Here is a 22,057-nt window from a genome sequence, read left to right on the forward strand (position 1 = left end):
TAATTATTAATAAATATCATACTTAAGCCCAAATGTTAATCGTTGTCCGTAATATTCTGCTTGTTGCGTGCGTGATCTAACCGATTGGAAATAACGTAAAGGCTGATTCGTAATATTTTTAAGCTCGCCAAATAGTCTCAATTTTTTTGATAGTACCACTCCAAAATTGAAGTCTAAGAACAATTGTTGGTCATAATAGCGATCTTCAAAAGCATTTCCTCCAATTTCATCGATGTAAGCATCTGAAAAATTAGTTGAAAAACGAGCATTAAAAACTTTGTCTGCATATCCTAATGAAGCATTTAACATATTAGGAGCTGTGTTTGGTAAATCTAAATCTTGACGTTCTTCACCCTCTTCATTTCTTATTCCTTCTGCTTTAGAAGTTAAAAAGGTATAATTTACATATATACTTAAGTTTTTTGCAAAACTAGGTAAAAAGTCCAATTGTCTTTGGAAACTAAACTCCGCTCCTAGTATATTTGCTTTTTCACCATTTAAAGGTTGGTACACTCTATAACCTGTTGTTCCTGAACCATAAAAATCGGAATTGATTTCTGATTGAAATTGGTACACAAAATTATCGATTTTTTTGAAGAAAACACCTCCAGAAAGAATTCCTACATTTTTAAAGTAGTACTCTCCTAATATATCAAAGTTCATTGACGTTGTAGGTTTTAAATTTGGATTACCTACAAAAATTTCTTCGTCTCCAGACACTACGTCTATTGTAGGAATCAAATCTACATAATTAGGTCTTGCTAAAGTATTTGTCCATGCGAAACGTAATACCGTATTTTTATTAGGTGTATATCTAAAATGAACTCCTGGTAAAACATTGGTATAGTTGTTCTTTTCTGTTATTGTTCCCACTAAATCTTCCTCATTTTCAATTTTATTTCCTGTAGCTTCTAAAGATGTAGCTTCTAGCCTTACTCCTACTAAAGTTTGAAAATTTTCCGTTATGTTTTGTGTGGTCATTACATACCCTGCCCAAACATTTTCTGTTACATCAAAATTAGCTCTTAAAAATTCAGATGGAACAGATTCTCCGTTTACCAAATTAAGACTACCCAACCAATTAGCATCAATAAAACTTCCCAGTTGATATTGATTTCCTGCTAAAAAATCATCCTTTGAAAAATCTTTTAATCCTGTAAGATTCATGGTAGAATAAACACTTTCTAAATCATATTCTAAAAAGTTATTATCTCTACTTTTATTTTTAAATCGTCCTCTTGCTCCAAATTTAATTTTACCATTTTTATTATCAAAAAGGTTAAGTGGCAATTCGAAATGAGTAAAAAAGTTAACATCCTCCTCTTCCGTGTATTGATACTGTTCTGTTATTTCATCAAATTCAAAATTTTCAAAATCGCTTTCATCTGTTGCAAATTCTGCATACATAAGAGGAAATTCAGCGTCTGAAAAATCATTTACTACTGAAAATTTTGTTTTGTATTTTGCATAACGTTCATTTTTCCTTTCCTCGGAAGCTTTGGCATAAGAGACCATCCAATCCGCTTTTAATTTTCCAAAGAAATGCTTTCCACCCAACGAGTAATTTTGCATTCTTTGATCTTCTAAACGACGGCTTTTGTTTCTATTATTGTCTATTCCTCCTTTTGTTTCTCTAGAAACTTTAGCAGGAAAACGAGAAGGCACACCATTTGTTATGGTAAAATCGCCCATTTCGATATCCTCTGCATCTTGCATTTCATATTTTACTCGATATCTATTTTCCCTATCATCTCTCCAATTGTACATCGATTTGAAGTAGATATTATGATTGGGATTAATTTGGTAATCTAAGTTGGCTGAAAAACTTCTTCGTACACGTTGTACCAAATATTTTCTAATTTCGAAACTGCTAGTGTATGGATTTACTGCTACATCATCAAGAATAGGGTCACCGTTTGTATCGTCAATTCCTGTGTAGTATTCAAATTCGTCTGACCATTCTGCTTCAATATTATCTGAACCAAAATCGGTATCATTTATAGACGCAGCAACCATCCAACCGAATTTTTTATCTTTTGTTCTATCTCCTACTAATAATGATCCGTTTAAAATTCGTTTATTAGTAATAAAACTGATACCTGAACCTAAAGTACTAGATAATCTAAATTTTTGAGGTGCAGTTGCTGTTACTAAATTTACAGAACCGCCAAGAGCATCAGCATCCATGTCAGGAGTAACGGCTTTGGTTAATTCTATGGTTTGAATCATATCGGACGGGATTAAATCCATTTGTACATTTCTATTATCTCCTTCTGCTGATGGAATTCTACTTCCGTTTAAAGTTACTGAGTTTAACTGTGGAGATAAACCTCTTACTATTATATTTCGAGCTTCCCCTTGATCTACTTGCATAGTTACACCCGAAATACGCTTTACAGCATCTCCAATATTGGCATCTGGAAATTTCCCTATTTGATCAGTTGAAACAACATTAGTTATATTAATATTATTTTTTTGTGTATTTAAGGCTTTGGCCTGACCACTTAAACCATAAGAAACGACTACTACTTCATTTAAGAGTAAACTTTTTTGTTTCATTTTAATCGTTAGTGTAGTAGTCTCATTTTCCAACACCTCAACCTCTTGCATTATGTCTTCATAACCTAAAAAAGAAATTTCCAATTTATAATTGCCTGTAGGAATGGATAAAATTGAAAATTTTCCGTCGAAATCTGTAATAGATCCTTTTTTTAAAGATGGAATTACCACATTTGCTCCTGGCAAATAAAAGTTGTTTCCATCTACAATGTTCCCAGAAATAGAACCCTTCTGCGCACTCATTTTTAACGTTGCCATCGTTAAAAACAATGTAACAAATAGCCATTTAAAAACGTATTGGTTTTTCATTTTATTAAGTTTTACATTCAGGACAAATGTAGTATTCACAAGAGTTTACTGTGTTTTAAAGAAGGCAACAAAGAGGATACAAGCTTTTTTTTTAAGGCAACAACAAGGCAACAATAACAGTGTCTTTACATTAAAATAACGCTAAGAAAAAATGATTGTTTTTTTCTTATAATTCTAGCAAAAAAGGGATCAATTCTTTCTTTGAATCGATAGGTAATTTTTTTCTAAATCGATGTCTTGCCACTCGAACGCTATCTGGTGTGACTCTTACTATAGAAGCAATTTCTTTTGAAGATAAATTAAGTCGTAATAATATGCCCAGTTTTAATTCGGCTGGAGATAAACTTTCTGTAGCTATTTTTGATAATTTTTTTATAAAATCGGGATGAATTTCTTCAAAAAATTGTGTAAAATCCTCCCATTCATTTTCTTGTTGGAGCGCAAAGTCAATTTCATTAAAAATTTCTTTTATTTTAACCTCGTAGAGATCATTTTTTCTAGCTACGATGTTTTTTAGTTTTAAAGAAAGTTCTGATAACATGTTGTTTTTTTGAGCAATGTGTAAACTATAACGAGATAAAGTGACCGTTTTTAATTCCAAATCGCGTTGCAAGTTTTTTTCCTCTATTGCTTTTTTTTCCAACGCTGTTTGTAAAGCTTGATGTTTGTAGTTTTGAATTTTGATGTTCGCCTTTCTTTTCTTTCTGTAGTAACTAAATACAATAAAAGTTATTACTAAAGCTGATGCCACTAAAACTAGTACTAAATTTTGATTGGCCTTACTGGCTTTATTTTGTTCTTGAAGTAGCTTTATTTGGTTTTCTTTTTGATTGATTTTAAAATCGGTTTCTAAAAGATTGACCAAGTTTTTATTTTCATTGGCAATGGCAACTTGTTTGTATTCCTCTGCAATTAATTTGTATTCGTAAGCTTTTTGATAATTTCCAAGTAATGCATACGCTTTTGCCAAATCTTTATTAGCGCTCTCTAGCAAATGATTGTCGTTTATTTTTGTGCTAATTTCAAGAGATTGTTTCGTAAAATTAATCCCTTTCTCTATAAATCCTTTTTTTCTATAAACATCTCCAATATTATTTAGCACGCTTGCTTTTTCTTTAGAATTAGCATTCTTAAAAATGGCTAAGGCTTTATCAAAAAAGAGAAATGCTTTATCAAAATCTAACAAATCTTCATAAATGCTTCCAATATTTTCATAAACGATGGCAATTTCGAGACTATCTTTTGCAGGATTAAAAAACAATAAACTTTCGTTTTCAAATTGTAAGGCTTCTTTGTATTTACTTTGCTTTTCTGCATTTGCTCCTAATAAACTTAAAGCTTTTGCCTGTCCTTTTGTATATTTTATTTCTTTCGAAATGGCTAATGCTTCTGTAAAAAAAGTTTCTGCCATTTTATACTTATACATCGACTTATTTACACTACCTATTGCATTGTTTATAAGTACATGTAAAGTATCTTTTTGTCTATTCTGTGTAATTTTTAAAGCATCATTATAATAGACCAAAGCATTAGCATATAAACCATAGTTGGTATACACTTCACCTAGTTCCAACATTTTAATAGCAATCTCTTGCTTATTTTCTTTTTTAATTTCTAATTCTAAAGCCTCTTTTATATTTTGTAATTGATGCGATACAGGAACATTTTGTGCAAAAAGAGAGGTGGTAAATAATAGCAGTACTAGTAAACGACTCATTGTTAGTGATTGAAATTAACTCACAAATGACCGTTTTTAATATGAAGTTAAAATGAACTAAAAGTTATTTTTTAATTATAAAATAGTTTATGATAGATTGAAGTAGAAAAGTAGGTGATTCTTGTGTTCTCAACTTATCCAGCTTCTTTAAAATTATCGAAATCAATTCCGTTTTCTGTTATTTTGAACGCAAACGAAATTTGATGTTCTTTTTCTGAAATACAAACAGACTATTCATCATCAAAATACTATTGATACCTTAAAAAAATGCTTGGTAAAATTAAACACAATTAGATACTTGATGTCTCCCAATTATATCCGAATAGGGTTCGTTATTTGTAGAAATACAATAGCCATAAAACACCTTTACATCTCCAAATAATTCTAATCCTATCTTTGGAATGATTACTACATCTATTTCTTCAAAATCGGTTTGATATTTTACTGCTAGTCCTAAATTAATTAAATTCGCATTGGCTTTATAACTCCAGATGTTAAAGCCGTTGCAAAGCCAGGTTGTGAATTGCTTTATCTCATTTGATATTATTTTTAAGGTATTCGATGATTTTTAATTATCTCATTTGATATTATTTTTAAGGTATTCGATGATTTTTAATTATCTCATTGTTTAATATTTTTAATAGGTATTCGATGATTTTTAATTATCTCATTGTCTGATATTTTTAATAGGTATTCGATGATTGATAGTTCAAAACTGCAAAGCACATCATGAGTTCCTTAAAAAAAACAATAAAAAACAAACGAATAATTGTATTTTTACTTATGATTCTCAACTTTCAAAACATATAAAATATCTTACGGATGGTTGTGAATTGCTTTCAAAATTGTATTTTTACTTATGATTCTCAACCTAAAGTGGTGTTAAGCTCCTTGTTTAGCTGTTGTGAATTGCTTTCAAAATTGTATTTTTACTTATGATTCTCAACTCTTTATTCTTGGTTATATCTTCACTATTAGTTGTGAATTGCTTTCAAAATTGTATTTTTACTTATGATTCTCAACTATAATTCGGGTTCGTGTTTTTTCAATAGAGTTGTGAATTGCTTTCAAAATTGTATTTTTACTTATGATTCTCAACAACTTCAAAATCTATACTTCTCGTTAACGGTTGTGAATTGCTTTCAAAATTGTATTTTTACTTATGATTCTCAACAAGACGGCACAACGTCTTATTTAAAGTTAGGTTGTGAATTGCTTTCAAAATTGTATTTTTACTTATGATTCTCAACTTTGCAAATACTTTTCTTCTGGATGCAGAGTTGTGAATTGCTTTCAAAATTGTATTTTTACTTATGATTCTCAACATCCGTTAGCTTTACTGTTTGCAACTACTTGTTGTGAATTGCTTTCAAAATTGTATTTTTACTTATGATTCTCAACCTTACTCTGAAAATAACGCAGGATACACAGTTGTGAATTGCTTTCAAAATTGTATTTTTACTTATGATTCTCAACAGCAAGCTGGATTAAGCAATGTAAATTACAGTTGTGAATTGCTTTCAAAATTGTATTTTTACTTATGATTCTCAACTAACAACATGAAAACGTTTTTAAGAAGTGTGTTGTGAATTGCTTTCAAAATTGTATTTTTACTTATGATTCTCAACACGGCTCGATCAAATACTTTTGATGTGCAAGTTGTGAATTGCTTTCAAAATTGTATTTTTACTTATGATTCTCAACAGATTAATTTTGTTTAAAAATGTTTATTTGGTTGTGAATTGCTTTCAAAATTGTATTTTTACTTATGATTCTCAACGGTGTAATTTACCATCTGTAATTAATGCTCGTTGTGAATTGCTTTCAAAATTGTATTTTTACTTATGATTCTCAACAAGTCTAATTCTGCAATAGACAATATAAAGTTGTGAATTGCTTTCAAAATTGTATTTTTACTTATGATTCTCAACGTAACATCGTGTCTGTCTGTTAGGTTATTGTTGTGAATTGCTTTCAAAATTGTATTTTTACTTATGATTCTCAACCGGACTATCAAAAAGTTGGTCAGTATTTAAGTTGTGAATTGCTTTCAAAATTGTATTTTTACTTATGATTCTCAACATCATTATATTGGTCAACTGCACTCTCACTGTTGTGAATTGCTTTCAAAATTGTATTTTTACTTATGATTCTCAACGTGTCAAAATTGCGGTGGTAAAATATTATAGTTGTGAATTGCTTTCAAAATTGTATTTTTACTTATGATTCTCAACGTTATCGTGGTGAAGTTATGTTTAAGTTTAGTTGTGAATTGCTTTCAAAATTGTATTTTTACTTATGATTCTCAACGAAAGAAAACATAGTGCGTTTGTTTATTGAGTTGTGAATTGCTTTCAAAATTGTATTTTTACTTATGATTCTCAACATTAAAAGATAAAATAAAATGATAGCTTTAGTTGTGAATTGCTTTCAAAATTGTATTTTTACTTATGATTCTCAACCCATCGGTTATACCGATAGTAGCTAATACGTTGTGAATTGCTTTCAAAATTGTATTTTTACTTATGATTCTCAACGAAATAGAAAAACTATTGCTTCAATTGTTGTTGTGAATTGCTTTCAAAATTGTATTTTTACTTATGATTCTCAACTTTTCGGATATGGTTATTTGTTTCTCAATAGTTGTGAATTGCTTTCAAAATTGTATTTTTACTTATGATTCTCAACATATCGAGCCCTAAAAAGCTGATATGTTGCGAGTTACAGCATTGGCTAGAAAACAAAAAATGACCCTTCAAGTTTTTGGTTGCAAGTAGTATAGTGCATTTTTTTAATGCTAGTGCACTAAAAAAGTTCGAGCTGTTGCGATGGTTTTTCGGTTGCTACTGGTTTTTTACCATAAAATAATTCCATCATCCCAAATTGTTTGTCGGTTATTTGCATCACACCTATTTTGCCGTGTTCGGGCAAGCTGTTTTTTATTCGCTTGGTATGTACTTCTGCATTTTCTCTGCTGGCACAAAAACGCATATAGATAGAAAATTGAAACATAGTAAACCCATCGTCTAGCAATTTCTTTCGAAAGCCAGCGGCTATCTTGCGTTCCTTTCGGGTTTCGGTTGGTAAATCAAAAAATACTAATATCCACAAACTTCTATATTGGTTTAAACGTGTATAATGATCGTCATACATAATTATTATTTATAATTTCACTTCCGTTTTTTATCGCTACCTCGTCACTTCGCGTTTTTTTTGTGTAGCGCAACATAACTAACACTAATTTATTATTTGAATTTACTGTAATAACTTCTCGATACGTCTCAATAGTTATCGGAACACTTGAGAAGCTAATTTCATCTGCGAAAATCAGTAAAATCTGCGTGAAAATAAAAAAGCACGCTGATTTAGCAGATAAGCGCAGATGCTATAATTCATAAAACGTATTATAGACAATCTAAATTATTTCAAAACGAAAACTCCTAAACTACAAAACAATAATTATCGTAAGTTTTCACCACTATTGACCTTTTTTTTAATTCAATAAAAAGCATACCTCGAAGTGAAATTTATCGGGTAGCTACACTCATAAACCATAAACAGGATACAATATTTTTCTAGCTTTTCCCTCAAAACATTCATACAAAGAGTTTGTTGTGCGACTCATAGCCACTAACAAAGGACTTCTTTTGCCATCAATTACAACATCCATACTCGCAATACTTAATAAATGCTTTTTAAGCGCTACGGTTAACTCGTCATAACTATCCTCGGTATCCATAATATGGCAGACTATTAAATCTACATATGGGCGATAGGGTTCCATAATATCATCCGCTAAGCAATAGGCATTGTATTTGTTTCTATGAAAAATACCCAAACTAGGCAACATGCCCGAACTCACTAGAGCACGAGCTGTAATGGCCCTTAGAATAGCATAGCCATAATTCAATAAATTATTAGGAGCTATTCCTTTTTGTCCTCTCGTAAAATGAGGAATAGGAAAGAGTTTCTCCCAATAATAAACAGCGGCTCTCGATTCATGGTTTAAAGCATCGCCCGAGGTGACTTCCTTTGCCCATAACTCCATTTTCCGCATGGGTATTCCTCTTTCTTTTAATAAACTCGCCTGATTGAGAATCTTTGCACTAATAGTTTGTTGCCATAAATTCTTCTGCAAAGGCACAGATGCGTTTATCTGATGTTTGTAGCGTTCGGTTTGCTCACTATGTCCTTGCAAAGGCAATAATAATCCTGTAGGCATGTGCTGGGCATCGCAACTAACTAAAGCCACATTATTTTGCGTCAGTTTTTCTAATACTCCATTAGTAACAGTAATTTGCTGATTTTCCAAAACAACAACACCTATATCTTCTATAGCCACGGTCTTGGTGTCTTGTTCCTTGTCAGGATAAGACACCACCAGTTGTTTATTTTTGGTACTCAAATAAACAGGATTGCCAAAGAAAAGAGTACGTTTTATCATAATTAATATTCCCCTATTTGTACAATTTGTCCTAAATGATTGATTCTTATTTTTATAATATTATTAATTCCATTCAATCCTACTCTTTTAAACGAAATGTCTTTTAAGTCCTTGTTGTCCTCTACTGTTGTTTCTAAATGATGCCTGAAGAAGTAATCTTTTATTGTAAATTTTTGGACTCTAAACACATTGGCACTAATCAAATGGTAGTTATCTGGGTTTAACAAATCTATTTCTTGAGGATTAAAAGTATCTGAAGGAAAAACAAAAAATTCATTTTGCTTCATGCTAAATAAGAATTTCCATCCCTTTTCATGGTCTTTGTTAATTATTGGCAATCCTAGATTTTTTCGTACCACAGCATCAAAAAAAGAAACCACTTCCTCCTGTAAATTACCTTTTTCATCGCGATAAATAGCAACATGATGGTTGTTGCCTGTACTCACAAAATCTACAGGAATTGGTTTTCCATTTCCGCCTAAAATTTCATTACCAAAATGGTCTTTTTTAGTATGCAAGGCTAGTGCATTACTCACACCACTTATAGTGACACGTTTTAATGCAATCCTTTTTTCTTTATTTTGCCAAATAGGGTTTTCTTCTAGGTTTACAAAAGCCTTTTTAGCATCTCCGCCAAATTCATCTAAACGAGCTTGAAGTATTTTTTTTAACCCAACATCTATTACTTTGTCAATTTTCAAATCAGGTGTAATGTCTTTTCTAATGGTATAATTATCTTCTAACCACACAAGTTTTACTTTCTCGGGAACAACACTGTTATTTTCAAGACTACTATAAATAGGTGTTTTTGCTAAACTGTTTTTACCTGTAAAGGCTTTTTTAGGATCATTACTATTTTCTTTTAATCGTTTCAACAACAGTTCTCTGTACTGCTTCTTAGCAACGAGTTGAATGCGTTTTTCATCAAAGCTGGCATTCACTTTTTCTTCTTTGGTTACATACTGCTGCAACTTCCCGTAAATAGTTTCTTTATGCAATTGCCCTCTAGGAGTTAGTTGTATTTTTTCTAATACACCTTCTTTTATCTTACTACTGTTTTTGTTATTCGTAACTACTTTATTTTTGGCTTTGTAAGAAATTAAAATACGTTCTAAATGTTTTTTTGCTTCTTCTCTAAAATTAGGTATTGGAGCAATAAATCTAAGTTTGTTGTTTTTATCTCTGTAGAGATATTTGTTTTCTATCCCAACGATAGATTTTGCTTTCTGTTCGCCTTGCGTTTTTGCATTTAGATTGTTTAAATACTGTATATAAGCAGGTTTAGTAAAAGCGACAGTTAAAGCATCCATAGCATGATGGCGATGATCGTTTCGTTTAGACCAATCTTTTATTTTATATAAACGCTCTCCGTTTTTGCCTTTATCTTCATAAGTTAATCCTAGCTTGTCATATTTATTCCAATTCAGTTCTTTCATTACTTCAACTAGTTCCCAATCATCTCTTAACTTGTCGGTTACACTTCCTATAGTTCCAGTTACATTTCTAGCCACTTCCAGTAGAATTTCTTTTGCTTTTTTAGCAATGTATTGTGTTTCTCTCAATTGTCGATCTATAAAACCTTCTGGGATTTCATGGTCTGCCATTAAAAGTTTACTTTGTTTTGTTCTACTAATTTTTCCGTAAAAACTTTTTACTCTTTGTTCAAACTGTTCAAATTCCTCAGTTGGCAACTTTTCTTGTAAAAAACTATAAGCTGTTTTGTTGCTTTTATCAATATTCAATTGGCGTTCACAAATTGTTTTATTCGAAAAACTATCATCAAACAAACGCGATTTTGGAATAATATGTTCAATGTCATATTCCTTGGTAAATAACTTGGAAGCCTCTATGGGTTGTCCTGTATATAAGGAGATACCGTCTGTTTCTTTCCATAGTTTATATCTAATGATGTCATTACGTGTAACTCTTAGAATTCCAAATTCGGTATGTAATAATTTTCTAATTTTTTCGTGTTCCGCAGTTGCTTTGTTAATGCTATTCGTCATTTCTTTGCGTTGTTCGTTATTGTTTTTCAACTCACGAGCGAGTTCCACACGAATTTCATCGGGTTTACCCATCGTTGGGTCACTTATAATAGCATTAATTACATTAATCATTTGATTAAGAATTTTCTCAACCACAGGATTTCTCAAACTATTCTTTTTAAGAAGTTCTACTGTATCTTTTAAAACCCTATCATTATTTTGTTCCTTAGTTAAAGAAGAAGAATGGTTATAACCCGTTAGTAAACAAGCTTTATTATAAATATGACCATCCATTAAATGAGGTAGCACTTTTTTTATCGCTCTAGCACTCATACTCCCATAATCGGCTTGAAGCTTTATATTTAAAAGAAAAGGCAAATGTTCTTCTTTGAAACCAAATTTACTTTTTAAACTTTCCTTCAATTTATCATCATCTTCTGCAGCATATAATAAATGCCATAATTGATAATATGGTTGTTTATCAAAATCATTTCCTTGTAAGGTTGTATCAAAATCTAAAAGAGAAGTGTTAATTCCTAAATCAGTAAAAGCCGTTTTAAATACTTTGCTAATCTCTAACGCTTCTAATTTTGATATATCCAATTCATCATAACCTTCAACAACCAATATTTTTTCAAAAGCTTTGTAAATCTCAGTATTCGTTCTATTTCCTTCTATTTTTTTAAAATTAACACTGTAGTCAGATTTTTTGAGCCCACAGAAAGTAATGAATTGACTATCTGAAAAATTTTCTTTAAAAAGTAATTCTTTTGCCAATTGTTGCTTTAATTCTTCTTCTAGAAGAAAGGGTTCTTTTGTAATTTCATTTTTAACAATGATATTATTGATGTTTTGCCATATTCTAAATTCTTGAAACAACGGAGACGATTTTGGTATTGCTTTGTGTCCTTTTTCAAATTCACAGAAACTAACTAAATGTTTTTGCGATTTTAATTTTCTTTGATAGAAAATAGTAATATCTCTTATTTCTTTTTTTAAGTCCTCATTTAATTCTGGATGAAATTTAGCTTGAGTTTCCCATATTTTTTCAAATTCATCCAAGTAATCTTGTCTGTAAAAAACTTGATTTTTTAGTTTTGCATGATTATCATCTTTTAACTGTCGGTATAAAAATTGCCCCACAGTTTCTTGGTTAAAATACAATTCCTTGCTTCGGTCGCTAATAGCTCCTAAATAACCACTAGATTTATTGATTTGATTATTAATTTCAGTTATAATAAAAGCTATAATTTCAAGGTTCAATTGTTCCGTTAAAGCTTCTTTTCTCCATTTATAATGTTGTAATTTGGTTTCTTCTCTCGAACCTTTATTTTCTGCCAAAGGAATATTCAATGTTTTTGAAAAATATTGTGAAGTTGCCGTTCTGTTTTTTCCTTGAATAGCTTCTAGTAAATCTTCATTAATTATATCAGGATGAAATTGATTTTGGAATACAATAATTTTTTCTAATTCCTTTTGTAAATCGGAACGATAAAAATCGGGTATAAATGTTTTTCCTTTAGATAAGGAAGCAAACACCCATTGCCCTGGGGTGTAATTATTATCAAACAATTCTTTGGCAATCTTCATACCATCAATAGCATCTCCTTCTTCAATAGTTTTCGCTTTTCTACTGCTTTTATATCCTCTTTTTTTATTAATCATAAGCAAAACTTTTACCAGTTCTTCTTTAGATAGTGCTTCATTAACGGCTTTTGCTCGTAATTTATAAGATAAAAATGTAGTAGCTGTTCCTGTTTCTGCATATACAAAATCAAATGGAATGAATTTTATTTCCTTAAAAATTTCCAACAAATTATCTCTTCTTTGTTTGAAACGCTGTAGATTTCTTCTTGCACCACGTTTTAATGTTCGATCTGCATTTATAGAAATAGTATTTCCTTTTTTAAAATCGGATTCTTCATCTGTTGTGAGAGACACAATGCGAACTCCTGTATTTATTATTTTTGACGTTTCATTATCATTTTCGGCTTCTTTTATAAAAGCCCATCCTATAGATGTTGTTCCTAAATCTAATCCTAATATTTTTTTCATTTATGTTTGACTATTATTTGCTGTTTAATGAATTTTTAAATGTAATTAAAAGAAAATTATCTTCCTTGCGGAAAACCGCAATACACTATTATTTTTTTTGTTGTATATTGCAGTACAATTTTGAAGCAATTCACAATAAGGATTATTCCGTTGTGAAAACATTTAAGTCGCCTCGTCTTTCAATACGGGGCTTTTTTATTTCCCTTAAATGTTTCACGAACACCTAAAAAGAAGATAAAAATTGTGAGCTAAAACATTCAAAGTGGCCTCACAAGGGTCGCTTTTTTATTTTATAAAAAAAAATAATCTTCATTGCATAAAGTTATAGACTTTTCCTTCGCAAGTCAATACGTATTTATACGTAAATTCCACACTTTTTCGTACGTATAAATACGCATAACACTCATTTATAAAGAAAATTCAAAAATATTTTAAAACTTGTGACTTTTTTTTATGAGCAAAAAAAATGTCACAGTTTTTGTGACATTATTGATTTAGAATAGAGAATGTCACAGCTTTTGTGACGAAGTGAAAAATAGAATCTATTTTGTCACAGCAATTTGAAGTAGAATACTATATCCACCGCAAAAAAAATGCCAAAGTTTAGCATTGCTTTCAACACGCCTAATAGCATTTATGATTTTCACACCAATGAAATGGCTTTGTTTTTGTAGTATAAAATTACAACACCATTTATGGCTTGAGTTTACAGTAAATTCAAACTATAAATGATATAAATTTAAAAAATACTATATCATGGAAAAAATAAAAATCAGAGAACTATTGGGCATGAAGCAAGAAGAGATTGCTTTACTACTAGAAATTACAAGAAGTCAGTGGGCGATGTATGAAACTGGAAAACGTGATTTACCTACAGCTGCCAAATTAAAACTAGCTGAAATGCTAGCTTTTGTACAAAAAAAAGACAGTTATTGGAAAAAAGAATTACCCATTCATAAAGAACAAACATTGCAAAAGAAAAAGAAACTAGAAGATTTAATTGTAATTAACAAACACCATCAATTTATAACCGAATTAAAACTTAAGGATATAAAGAAGAAGTATAACGTGAATTTCAACCGACTAAAAACAATGCGTTATTTTGAAATGAACCCTCAAAAATTGAGCAAAAAAGAAAATTTATTATTAGAAGTAATGAGCAATAGAGCGAAAAATGAAATAGAGAAAAAAGGACTTTTGAAACAACTAGAAATCGAAGTTAAACTGGAAACGCTACAAGAAGAAGAGAAAGTATTGAAGAAAAAATTGAATGATTTAGGATAATATTTTTGTCCCGTTTTAAAATAAGTTTGTTTGTTTTTATCGCATGCATGACATTTGTTATTATTTCTTTCAAAACTGACTTGTAAACTGGCTGTTTTATCCTCATGAAACGAACACAACAACATATTGTTTTTGTCTAATTTTAAATGGTAATGTTGTAGTACTTCAGCAATTGTAAGCCTAGATTTTATTTCTTCTATGCTCATGCTTTTTGTGGTGTTAGGATAATTTTTTCGTTTTCATAGCTTACTATCATGGTGGTGTTTGCTGTAAACCCTAGTTCTTCTATTAAAGGCACGGCAATATAACAATAAACAGAAATAACTTAACCTATTGACACAAAGTAGATAAGTCTAACATCTTTTATCTATTATCTTTCGTCGGTTTAATAACCATATTCCGTTTAAACGTATTCGGCTACGTGCTTGCTTTTTCTATAGGCTCTCGGACTGTATTTGCTATAGACTTTGAGTTATTATGTTTCCATTGTTTGTAGTGATGAAATTATTTTTGGATATTTATATCTATTATACAATATTATAAAATATGCATTATACATCCAATTTAATATTTAATTAATTCTTATATTTGATTAAAATAACATATTCCAATACATTTGTAGATATAAATACCAATTATCATGAATATAGGAGATAAAATAAAAGCCGTAAGAGAAGCAAAAAATCTTTCTCAAAAAGAAATTTCTAATATGGTTCAAATGGATCAGAGTCAATATTCTAAGATTGAGAATGGAAAAACTGACCCTACCACTAATACATTAGAAAAAATAGCAAAAGCTTTAGGAATTGAATTGTCTGAACTTTTTATTAGTGATAAAATTTTTAAGGACATTAACTCAGCCGATAAAACTATTATGGAAAAAATACGTTTAATAGAAATGTTAGATGAAAAAGAACAAGCTTCAATTTATAATATTGTTGATGGCTTAGTAGCTAGTAAGAGATTAAGAAATAGTCTTTCTAATGCCTTATCTCTTTAATTTAAAAAATAAAATAGTATGTACACAACTTATCATTTATCATCAGCTGAAGAAATTACTACCGATATTTTAGACGCTATTAAAGCCAATTTTAAATCTAAAGCTATTGTTATTACAGTAGAAGCTGAAGAAGATTATGAACTCTCACAAGAGATGAAAGATATACTCGATAAACGATTAGCAGAAGACAAAAGCGATTATATTTCTGCTGAACAATCTATTAATGAGCTAAAACAAAAGTATGGCTTATAAGATTGTAGTTTCTCCAAGAGCACAAAAAGAAATTATAAAAGCTATTGATTATTATTTAGAACGTAGTGAAGATGCTCCCAGCAATTTTATTACCCAACTTGAAAAATGTTATGCCTTTTTAGAGAGCAACCCTTTCTTTGTTATTAGATACAAAAATGTAAGAAGCTTAAAACTTAAAAAGTTTCCGTATTCTTTATATTTTAATGTTAATGAAAAAACGGAAGTAATAGAAATACTCTCTTGTTTTCATAATAGGCTAAATCCTAAAAAAAGACCTAAACGATAATCGTTACACTTCTTTAAAAAAACAACAAAAGCACCCTTTTTTAAAAGAGTGCTTTTTGCTTTTTTATTTATGGCTCAAAGTGAGGACACTTTGCGCAGCTGGGTAAACAAAAATGTTGAACTTCTTTAGAGCCTTTATTAGACCGCTATGTCTATCATTCTATTTGAAGCAATTCAACTGGGTTCAAGGAGAAGGCAGAGGACTAATGCGCAGCATAGTTCTTAACTAGCAAAGTCTAAAGTTCACCTCTGCTTCTCTTTGAATAAATTTAATCATTTTTTATTCAATCCAAAGTAAAGGCAAAGTCTCCCGACTTTGAGCTAAATTATAAAAAATAATTGACTTAAGTATTTGACATTTGAAAATCCTTTAGTAATAGTAAATAAAATAAATGTTGTATTGATTAGCCCTCAAAGTCAGGAGGAACGGAGAGCTTTGGTTTAATTTTCGTCAACTTCTAATTTTGAGAAATAATAAATATTAAAAATAAGCCCTCCTTGGTAGATGTTTTTTATGTCTTCGAAGTAAGCTGTTAATGAAATATAAGAATTATTCAAATCAAACAAATCATTTGCGTTTCTTTCGCAATTATCAAAGAAATCATAATTAATCATTAGGGAATTTACATAAATACTGTATTGTGCATCTTCTTTATTAAGAAATAATCTGCCATATCTACCTGAATCAACAAAATAACCTTTAATATAAAGTTTTTTTTCTTTGTAAAGATTTCCATTTGCAATTAAATCGATAATTGAAACGTGTTCTACTGTGTTTTTCGTATTTGTCTGTGAATAACCTATAAGGCTAAACAAGAACAGTATAATCATACCTATAATTTTCTTCATTACATTTTGTTTTTATTTATAGTAAAAACCACGCTACGTAAAGCCTCCCGACTTTGAGCTAAATTATAAAAAACAATTGACTTAAGTATTTGATAATTGAGAATCCTATTGTAATAGCAGATTAAATGAAGATTGTATTGATTAGCCCTCAAAGTCAGGAGACTTTGAGGAACGGAGAGCTTTGGTTTAATTAAATTTCAACTAAATTCCGATAATCATATTTTTGATATTCTGAAATCTTTTTCTTTTGTTTCTTCAATTCAATTAATTCATTTTTAACTTGCACCATGTACCAATGTTCTGGTTTTGTATGAGAAAATGCACTAAGCTTCAATACAACTTCAGCATTCAACTTTCTTTCACCTGACAGGTATTTTTGAAGGTTACTATCACGCATTTCAAAATAAGCAGCTAGTCTCTTTTTTGTTAAATTAAGAACTTTTAAATACATTTTTACAAAATCAAGAATCTTTATAACTTCGGCATCGTCATTCTCATTTTTAATATAGTCCTCTAATTTGTATTGTATAGAAAGTAGCTTATTCGTTAGCATTCTTTCTTTAGATTGCTTAGCAGAATTAGCAGAAATAAATTCTTTTAACCCGCTTTTCTTTTTGTCATTCCAAATATCTTCGATTTTAATCTCTTTACTTTTCATAACGTTTAATTTAAAAATTCATCTATTAACTTTTCACTTCCTTCAGGCGGTATAACCATCATCGTATCACCATATTTCAATGCATTATATTTCTTTGAATACATTGCCATCAGTTTAATTTCATCTTCTTTGTCCACTTCAAGTACATCGAACGCAAGCCAACCTCTATACGTATCATCACCCTTCATAAAACTTAATCTACAAGCAAAAGCAATCAAACAACCTGCCACTTTCTCATATCGCCTAGATTTACCCTTATTGTGAGGTGCTATCTCCACAAATGCCATATACGGTTCAATTTTATTTTTCATTTCAAAAATCAAGCAACCTTCAATTATAGAGGGCGAATCTTCACAAACTACTACAAATGTTTGAAACCGTCTTTCTTTAGAATGCTTTTTAAAATTAAACCTCCAACCATCTGCTATTGACGGAAGATTTAATTTTATTATCTTTGAATCAAATATATCTGCATCGATTAATAATTTATCCTCAACTCTTAATATTTTTATTTTCATCAAGCTTTAATTGATCAAAACAAATATAACAATAATTATACATATTGTATAATTTAAAATATTAAATTTTTCTAATTACTCAATAGGAAAATATTTGTTTATTAGCTCCAGTGTTCTACGGTTGAGATTCTTTGATGGTTTAATATGAGTTGTACCATTATCCAAATCCACGTATTCAACTTCTAATCGTTTAATTTCGCAGCTAACTAAACCCTTACAAACCAACGAATTAATAAGAACGTTGTTACGGACGTATAAAAACCTATAGCGATTTTCTCAGTTGGTTAATAGTTGAAGTTTCTCGCTGGTAAATAAATCTTGAACTTGAATAGCCTGATTGCAGTTTACTTTAACTATTTCCTACTCGACAAATAGACTCCTAGAAGCACCACAAAAGCTCCAGATGCTTGAATTAAATTTAAACTCTCGTTCATGAAAAAATAGCCCAACAATATGGCTACTACTGGAATAATATAGGTTACAGATGCTGCGAAAACAGGCGAAGACAATTGTATTAATTTAAAGAATAAAATATTAGACAATCCCGTGCCAACAACACCTAGAATTGCAATATATCCCATGGCTGTTTTTACTTTCTCATCTTGAACTACTTCAAAAAAATCAGAAAAATAAAGCACTAACAAAGCAGGAATGAATAGCACTACAAAATTACCAGTACTAATCGTTAAAGGTTTTAAATCGGAAAGGTATTTTTTAATTAGGTTAACATTTATACCATAGAACAAAGTAGCTAACAATACTAACAATGCGTAATAATAGTTTTTCGTTGTGTTTTCTCCATCGCTAAACCAAACTAATAAAACACAGCCTAAAAAACCAAGTATAACACCAAAAACTTGCCTTCTTTGCACATTTAATCCAAAAAATAGCAATCCTATGATAAGTGTATTTAAAGGCGTTAATGAGTTCAATATAGAGCTAACAGAGCCATCAATTTTTGAAAGCGCTATCGCAAAAAGGTAGACTGGTAAAAAAGTACCAAACAATGACGTGATTACAATATACTTCCATTTATGCAACGGAATTTTAGGAATTTGCTTAAATCCGACTGCTATAAGGAAAAAACCAGCAAACAGAATCCTCAAACTCCCCATTTGAATAGAGTTTACTCCCTTTAAACCTAATTGCATCAAAATAAAAGAACTCCCCCAAACACAACCCAAAAAAGCTAATAAATACCACTTAGTATTACTATTTTCCATAGAATATATTTTAAGTCTCAAAATTCACATTTTATTTTAACTTAACCTCTATTTTTTACATAAATTTGTATTATAAAAAATTTTAAATAAAAAACCATCTATATGAAAAGCATTAAAACATTAGCCTTTATTGCATTAACAGCAATCGCTTTTACAAGTTGTAAAAAAGAAAATACTGAAACACCCGAAATTAAGGTTGCAACAGCAACCAGTTCTGAAGAAGTGGCTGCAAATTTAGAAACTGCATCTTTTCATATTGACGGAATGACTTGCGAAATTGGATGTGCAAAACTAATAGAAGACAAACTATCTGGTTTAGAAGGTGTGAACACTGCTAAAGTAGATTTTGAAAACAAAACGGCTACCGTAACTTTTGAGAACGGAAAACAAACCGAAAAAACATTGGTTAAAACTGTTGAAGGTATTGCTGGAGGAGAATTATACAAAGTTTCAGAGGTAAAATCATCTACAGACAAAGCCTAATTATACAAAAAAGAAAGTACTCTTTTGGGAAATAAAAAAAAGGAATGTTTTAAAACATTCCTTTTTTTTATTTCCATTTTAAAGTTTCGACTAACTTTCTAATATCGTTTTTAATATAACTAGCCGCAGGCATTATAGAGTCATAATTAGGTTTTGCATAAAAATACAAGCTTCCAACCATGAAATTTTTCGTACTATCTGTTAAGTAAAACTGAGCGTTTGTTGCCGCATCTCCACCTACTTCATAAAACATCCCATAAACTTTGTTCTCTGCATTTATAAAAGGCTGTTCTGTAATATCATCTGCTTTTACAACGTGATCGTAGGTTAATTTTTGAGCATCTCTTAATAAATACTCAATATTGTTGTCTACTTTTTTATAGGTTAAATAGACCGTTGCTTTCATTTTCGGATAATGCAATTCATAAGCACAATTCTCTTTGCCTTTCAAAAGTATTCTATCGTTCAATTCAAAAGTATATGGGCATTCTTTTTCAAGAGAATAATACTCTGCATTTGGATATTCCAACCTCAATTGACCTTTGGGTTTTGGCACAGTTTCATCGGCACAAGAAATCATAATTAAAGCTAAAAGTGTAAAAAGTATTTTTTGCATGTTCTTTTTATTAACTTAACGTAACTTTTATTTGTTTTATTCTTCTTTTATCTAAACTTTCTACAGTAAAAACATAATTTGAAAATGTTATTTTTTGCATTTTCTTTGGAAAATTACCAGAAATTTCAAGCACAAAACCTGCTAAAGTTTCTGCTTCGCCTTTTTGTTCTTCAAATTCAACACCGTTAACATCTATTATTCTATAGAAGTCTTTCAAGCTTATTTTTCCTTCAAAAAGATAATTTTTATCATCTATTTGAGAAAAAATAATATTTTCATCATCAAACTCATCACTAATATCGCCAACTATTTCTTCCAAAATATCTTGTAAAGAAACCAATCCTGAAGTTCCACCGTATTCATCAACAACGATAGCTAAATGATTCTTCATTAACTGAAATTCTTTCAATAAATTATCTAACTTTTTGTTCTCTGGAATAAAAAATGGCTTTCGTATTAATTTTTGCCAATTAAATTCCATCTCATCAATATAAGGAATTAGATCTTTTATAAACAAAACTCCTTCAATATGATCTATACTTTCTTTATAGACTGGTATTCTAGAATATCCTTTTTCTACAATTTCATCTATTATTTCTGCAAAACGCTTTCCAATTTCAATAGCAAAAATATCAATTCGCGGACTCATTACTTGTCGCACTTCGGTATTACCAAAAGTAACAATTCCTTCTAAAATTTTCTGTTCTTCTTGAGTAGTTTCCGATTGATTTGTCAGCTCTAATGCCTGAGACAATTGATCGACCGAAAAGCTTGTTTTTTGAACACTAAATTTCTTTTCTACATATAGAATTATATTACGCATTGGAATCGTTAATGGCGTTAACAATTTATCTAAAATAGAAATCGGTAATGATACTGCTTTTGAGAAAGTAATATTATTCCTGTTTGCGTAAATTTTTGGTAAAACTTCTCCAAACAACAATATTAAAAAAGTAACAACAATTACTTCTAGAACGAAACGAAGCACATCTGAATTTATAGAGCTAAAAAGCTTTTCACTAATTGAAGAAAACAATATTACAACAGCAATATTTATAAAATTATTGGCTACTAATATTGTTGCTAATAATTTTTTTGGTTTTTCAAGTAATTTTGAGATTAACGTTCCTCTATTGAAGTCTTCTAACGTCATGTCGTCTAAATCTTTCTGAGACAAGGAAAATAATGCAACTTCTGATCCGGAAATAAATGCGGAACATATTAACAATAAAAAAACAATTACTAAATTTATTAGCAACTCAAAATTTATCGAATTTAAATAACTGGAAGGATCTGGATCCAATTTAAAAAGGTATTAGTTAGACATTAAAAAGGCAAATCATCGTTTTGAGATGCGTTTTTTGAAGCGTCAAAATTAGTGTTTTTTAGCGACTCTGAACTATCAGATTTCATATTTTGTTTGTTCCCAGAATCTAAATCTTTTTTAGTTGAAAGAAACGTAAATTCAGTCACTTGTATTTCTGTAGTATATTTAGTAGTTCCGTCTTCAGCTTGCCATTGTCTTGACTTAATTCTTCCTTCAATGTATATTTTATCTCCTTTAGTAAGATACTTTTCACATATTTCGGCCGCTTTATTTCGAACAACAAGATTGTGCCATTCTGTAGATGTTATTTTTTCTCCTGTTGTTTTATTTATATAAACTTCATTCGTGGCTAAAGGAAATCGCCCAATACAATTACCCCCATCGAAGTAATGCATTTTCACTTCATCTCCCAAATGCCCTATCAAAAGAACTTTATTTAATGTACCGTTCATGGCGTATATTTTTTAGTATATCAAATATACTATTTTTAGAT

The 22,057-nt window shown here is 30.2% G+C and carries 17 protein-coding genes, 1 pseudogene and 1 CRISPR repeat array; of the genes and pseudogenes, 5 read left to right on the forward strand and 13 right to left on the reverse strand.

Going from position 1 to position 22,057, the window contains the following annotated elements:
* Positions 1 to 6: 6 nt before the first annotated feature.
* The 5 genes from L2Z92_RS03785 to cas9 form a co-directional block, all read right to left on the reverse strand.
* The gene (locus L2Z92_RS03785; RefSeq protein ID WP_236457520.1) at positions 7 to 2,868 is read right to left on the reverse strand and encodes a TonB-dependent receptor; all 2,862 of its coding nucleotides are present in this window, start codon (positions 2,866 to 2,868) and stop codon (positions 7 to 9) included.
* 166 nt (positions 2,869 to 3,034) lie between these two features.
* Positions 3,035 to 4,585, reverse strand: coding sequence for a tetratricopeptide repeat protein (locus L2Z92_RS03790; RefSeq protein ID WP_236457521.1), 1,551 nt, complete (start codon positions 4,583 to 4,585; stop codon positions 3,035 to 3,037).
* An 825-nt stretch (positions 4,586 to 5,410) separates the two neighbouring features.
* A CRISPR array of direct repeats spans positions 5,411 to 7,273; the repeat unit is 46 nt; unit sequence GTTGTGAATTGCTTTCAAAATTGTATTTTTACTTATGATTCTCAAC.
* Positions 7,274 to 7,390: 117 nt separating this feature from the next.
* Positions 7,391 to 7,738, reverse strand: coding sequence for a CRISPR-associated endonuclease Cas2 (gene cas2, locus L2Z92_RS03795; RefSeq protein ID WP_236457522.1), 348 nt, complete (start codon positions 7,736 to 7,738; stop codon positions 7,391 to 7,393).
* Positions 7,739 to 8,129: 391 nt separating this feature from the next.
* A complete protein-coding gene (cas1, locus tag L2Z92_RS03800; RefSeq protein WP_236457523.1) occupies positions 8,130 to 9,029 on the reverse strand; it encodes a type II CRISPR-associated endonuclease Cas1 in 900 nt (299 codons plus the stop codon).
* A 2-nt stretch (positions 9,030 to 9,031) separates the two neighbouring features.
* The gene (gene cas9, locus L2Z92_RS03805) at positions 9,032 to 13,069 is read right to left on the reverse strand and encodes a type II CRISPR RNA-guided endonuclease Cas9 (RefSeq protein ID WP_236457524.1); all 4,038 of its coding nucleotides are present in this window, start codon (positions 13,067 to 13,069) and stop codon (positions 9,032 to 9,034) included.
* A gap of 756 nt (positions 13,070 to 13,825) precedes the next feature.
* On the opposite strand from cas9, the gene L2Z92_RS03810 reads away from it, so the two are divergent.
* Positions 13,826 to 14,353: a helix-turn-helix domain-containing protein gene (locus L2Z92_RS03810; RefSeq protein WP_236457525.1), complete on the forward strand. Its 528-nt coding sequence runs from the start codon at positions 13,826 to 13,828 to the stop codon at positions 14,351 to 14,353.
* 38 nt (positions 14,354 to 14,391) lie between these two features.
* On the opposite strand, the pseudogene L2Z92_RS21435 reads toward L2Z92_RS03810, so the two are convergent.
* Positions 14,392 to 14,559, reverse strand: a pseudogene (locus tag L2Z92_RS21435) (CHC2 zinc finger domain-containing protein); the annotation flags it as partial.
* Positions 14,560 to 14,993: 434 nt separating this feature from the next.
* Between L2Z92_RS21435 and L2Z92_RS03815 the strand changes: the two are divergent.
* From L2Z92_RS03815 to L2Z92_RS03825, 3 genes are read left to right on the forward strand one after another with little or no spacing between them, the layout of a single operon-like run.
* A complete protein-coding gene (locus L2Z92_RS03815) occupies positions 14,994 to 15,353 on the forward strand; it encodes a helix-turn-helix domain-containing protein (protein WP_236457526.1) in 360 nt (119 codons plus the stop codon).
* Positions 15,354 to 15,371: 18 nt separating this feature from the next.
* Positions 15,372 to 15,605 carry a hypothetical protein gene (locus tag L2Z92_RS03820; RefSeq protein WP_236457527.1) on the forward strand — a complete coding sequence of 78 codons (234 nt, stop codon included), beginning with the start codon at positions 15,372 to 15,374 and terminating at the stop codon, positions 15,603 to 15,605.
* Entirely contained in the window at positions 15,595 to 15,891 is a 297-nt protein-coding gene (locus tag L2Z92_RS03825) for a type II toxin-antitoxin system RelE/ParE family toxin (RefSeq protein WP_236457528.1), read from the forward strand. Before L2Z92_RS03820 ends, L2Z92_RS03825 begins: the two co-directional genes overlap by 11 nt.
* Positions 15,892 to 16,331: 440 nt before the next feature.
* Here the strand turns inward: L2Z92_RS03825 and L2Z92_RS03830 are convergent, their stop codons facing one another.
* The 4 genes from L2Z92_RS03830 to L2Z92_RS03845 form a co-directional block, all read right to left on the reverse strand.
* The gene (locus tag L2Z92_RS03830; RefSeq protein WP_236457529.1) at positions 16,332 to 16,739 is read right to left on the reverse strand and encodes a hypothetical protein; all 408 of its coding nucleotides are present in this window, start codon (positions 16,737 to 16,739) and stop codon (positions 16,332 to 16,334) included.
* Positions 16,740 to 16,929: 190 nt separating this feature from the next.
* The gene (locus tag L2Z92_RS03835; RefSeq protein ID WP_236457530.1) at positions 16,930 to 17,397 is read right to left on the reverse strand and encodes a helix-turn-helix transcriptional regulator; all 468 of its coding nucleotides are present in this window, start codon (positions 17,395 to 17,397) and stop codon (positions 16,930 to 16,932) included.
* A 5-nt stretch (positions 17,398 to 17,402) separates the two neighbouring features.
* Positions 17,403 to 17,915 carry a hypothetical protein gene (locus L2Z92_RS03840; protein WP_236457531.1) on the reverse strand — a complete coding sequence of 171 codons (513 nt, stop codon included), beginning with the start codon at positions 17,913 to 17,915 and terminating at the stop codon, positions 17,403 to 17,405.
* A gap of 353 nt (positions 17,916 to 18,268) precedes the next feature.
* A complete protein-coding gene (locus tag L2Z92_RS03845) occupies positions 18,269 to 19,138 on the reverse strand; it encodes a DMT family transporter (RefSeq protein ID WP_236457532.1) in 870 nt (289 codons plus the stop codon).
* A gap of 102 nt (positions 19,139 to 19,240) precedes the next feature.
* Between L2Z92_RS03845 and L2Z92_RS03850 the strand changes: the two genes are divergently transcribed.
* On the forward strand, positions 19,241 to 19,621 hold the full coding sequence (locus L2Z92_RS03850; protein ID WP_236457533.1) for a heavy-metal-associated domain-containing protein: 381 nt from the start codon (positions 19,241 to 19,243) through the stop codon (positions 19,619 to 19,621).
* A 67-nt stretch (positions 19,622 to 19,688) separates the two neighbouring features.
* On the opposite strand, the gene gldD is transcribed toward L2Z92_RS03850, so the two are convergent.
* The 3 genes from gldD to L2Z92_RS03865 are packed head-to-tail and all read right to left on the reverse strand — an operon-like array spanning position 19,689 to position 22,016.
* On the reverse strand, positions 19,689 to 20,237 hold the full coding sequence (gldD, locus tag L2Z92_RS03855) for a gliding motility lipoprotein GldD (protein WP_236457534.1): 549 nt from the start codon (positions 20,235 to 20,237) through the stop codon (positions 19,689 to 19,691).
* 10 nt (positions 20,238 to 20,247) lie between these two features.
* Positions 20,248 to 21,540 (reverse strand): gliding motility-associated protein GldE, encoded by a 1,293-nt coding sequence (gene gldE, locus L2Z92_RS03860; RefSeq protein WP_236457535.1) that lies wholly within the window; start codon positions 21,538 to 21,540, stop codon positions 20,248 to 20,250.
* A 23-nt stretch (positions 21,541 to 21,563) separates the two neighbouring features.
* Positions 21,564 to 22,016: a single-stranded DNA-binding protein gene (locus L2Z92_RS03865; RefSeq protein WP_236457536.1), complete on the reverse strand. Its 453-nt coding sequence runs from the start codon at positions 22,014 to 22,016 to the stop codon at positions 21,564 to 21,566.
* Positions 22,017 to 22,057: the final 41 nt, after the last annotated feature.

The sequence above is a fragment of the Flavobacterium jumunjinense genome (genome assembly GCF_021650975.2).
In the GTDB taxonomy this organism is placed as follows: domain Bacteria; phylum Bacteroidota; class Bacteroidia; order Flavobacteriales; family Flavobacteriaceae; genus Flavobacterium; species Flavobacterium jumunjinense.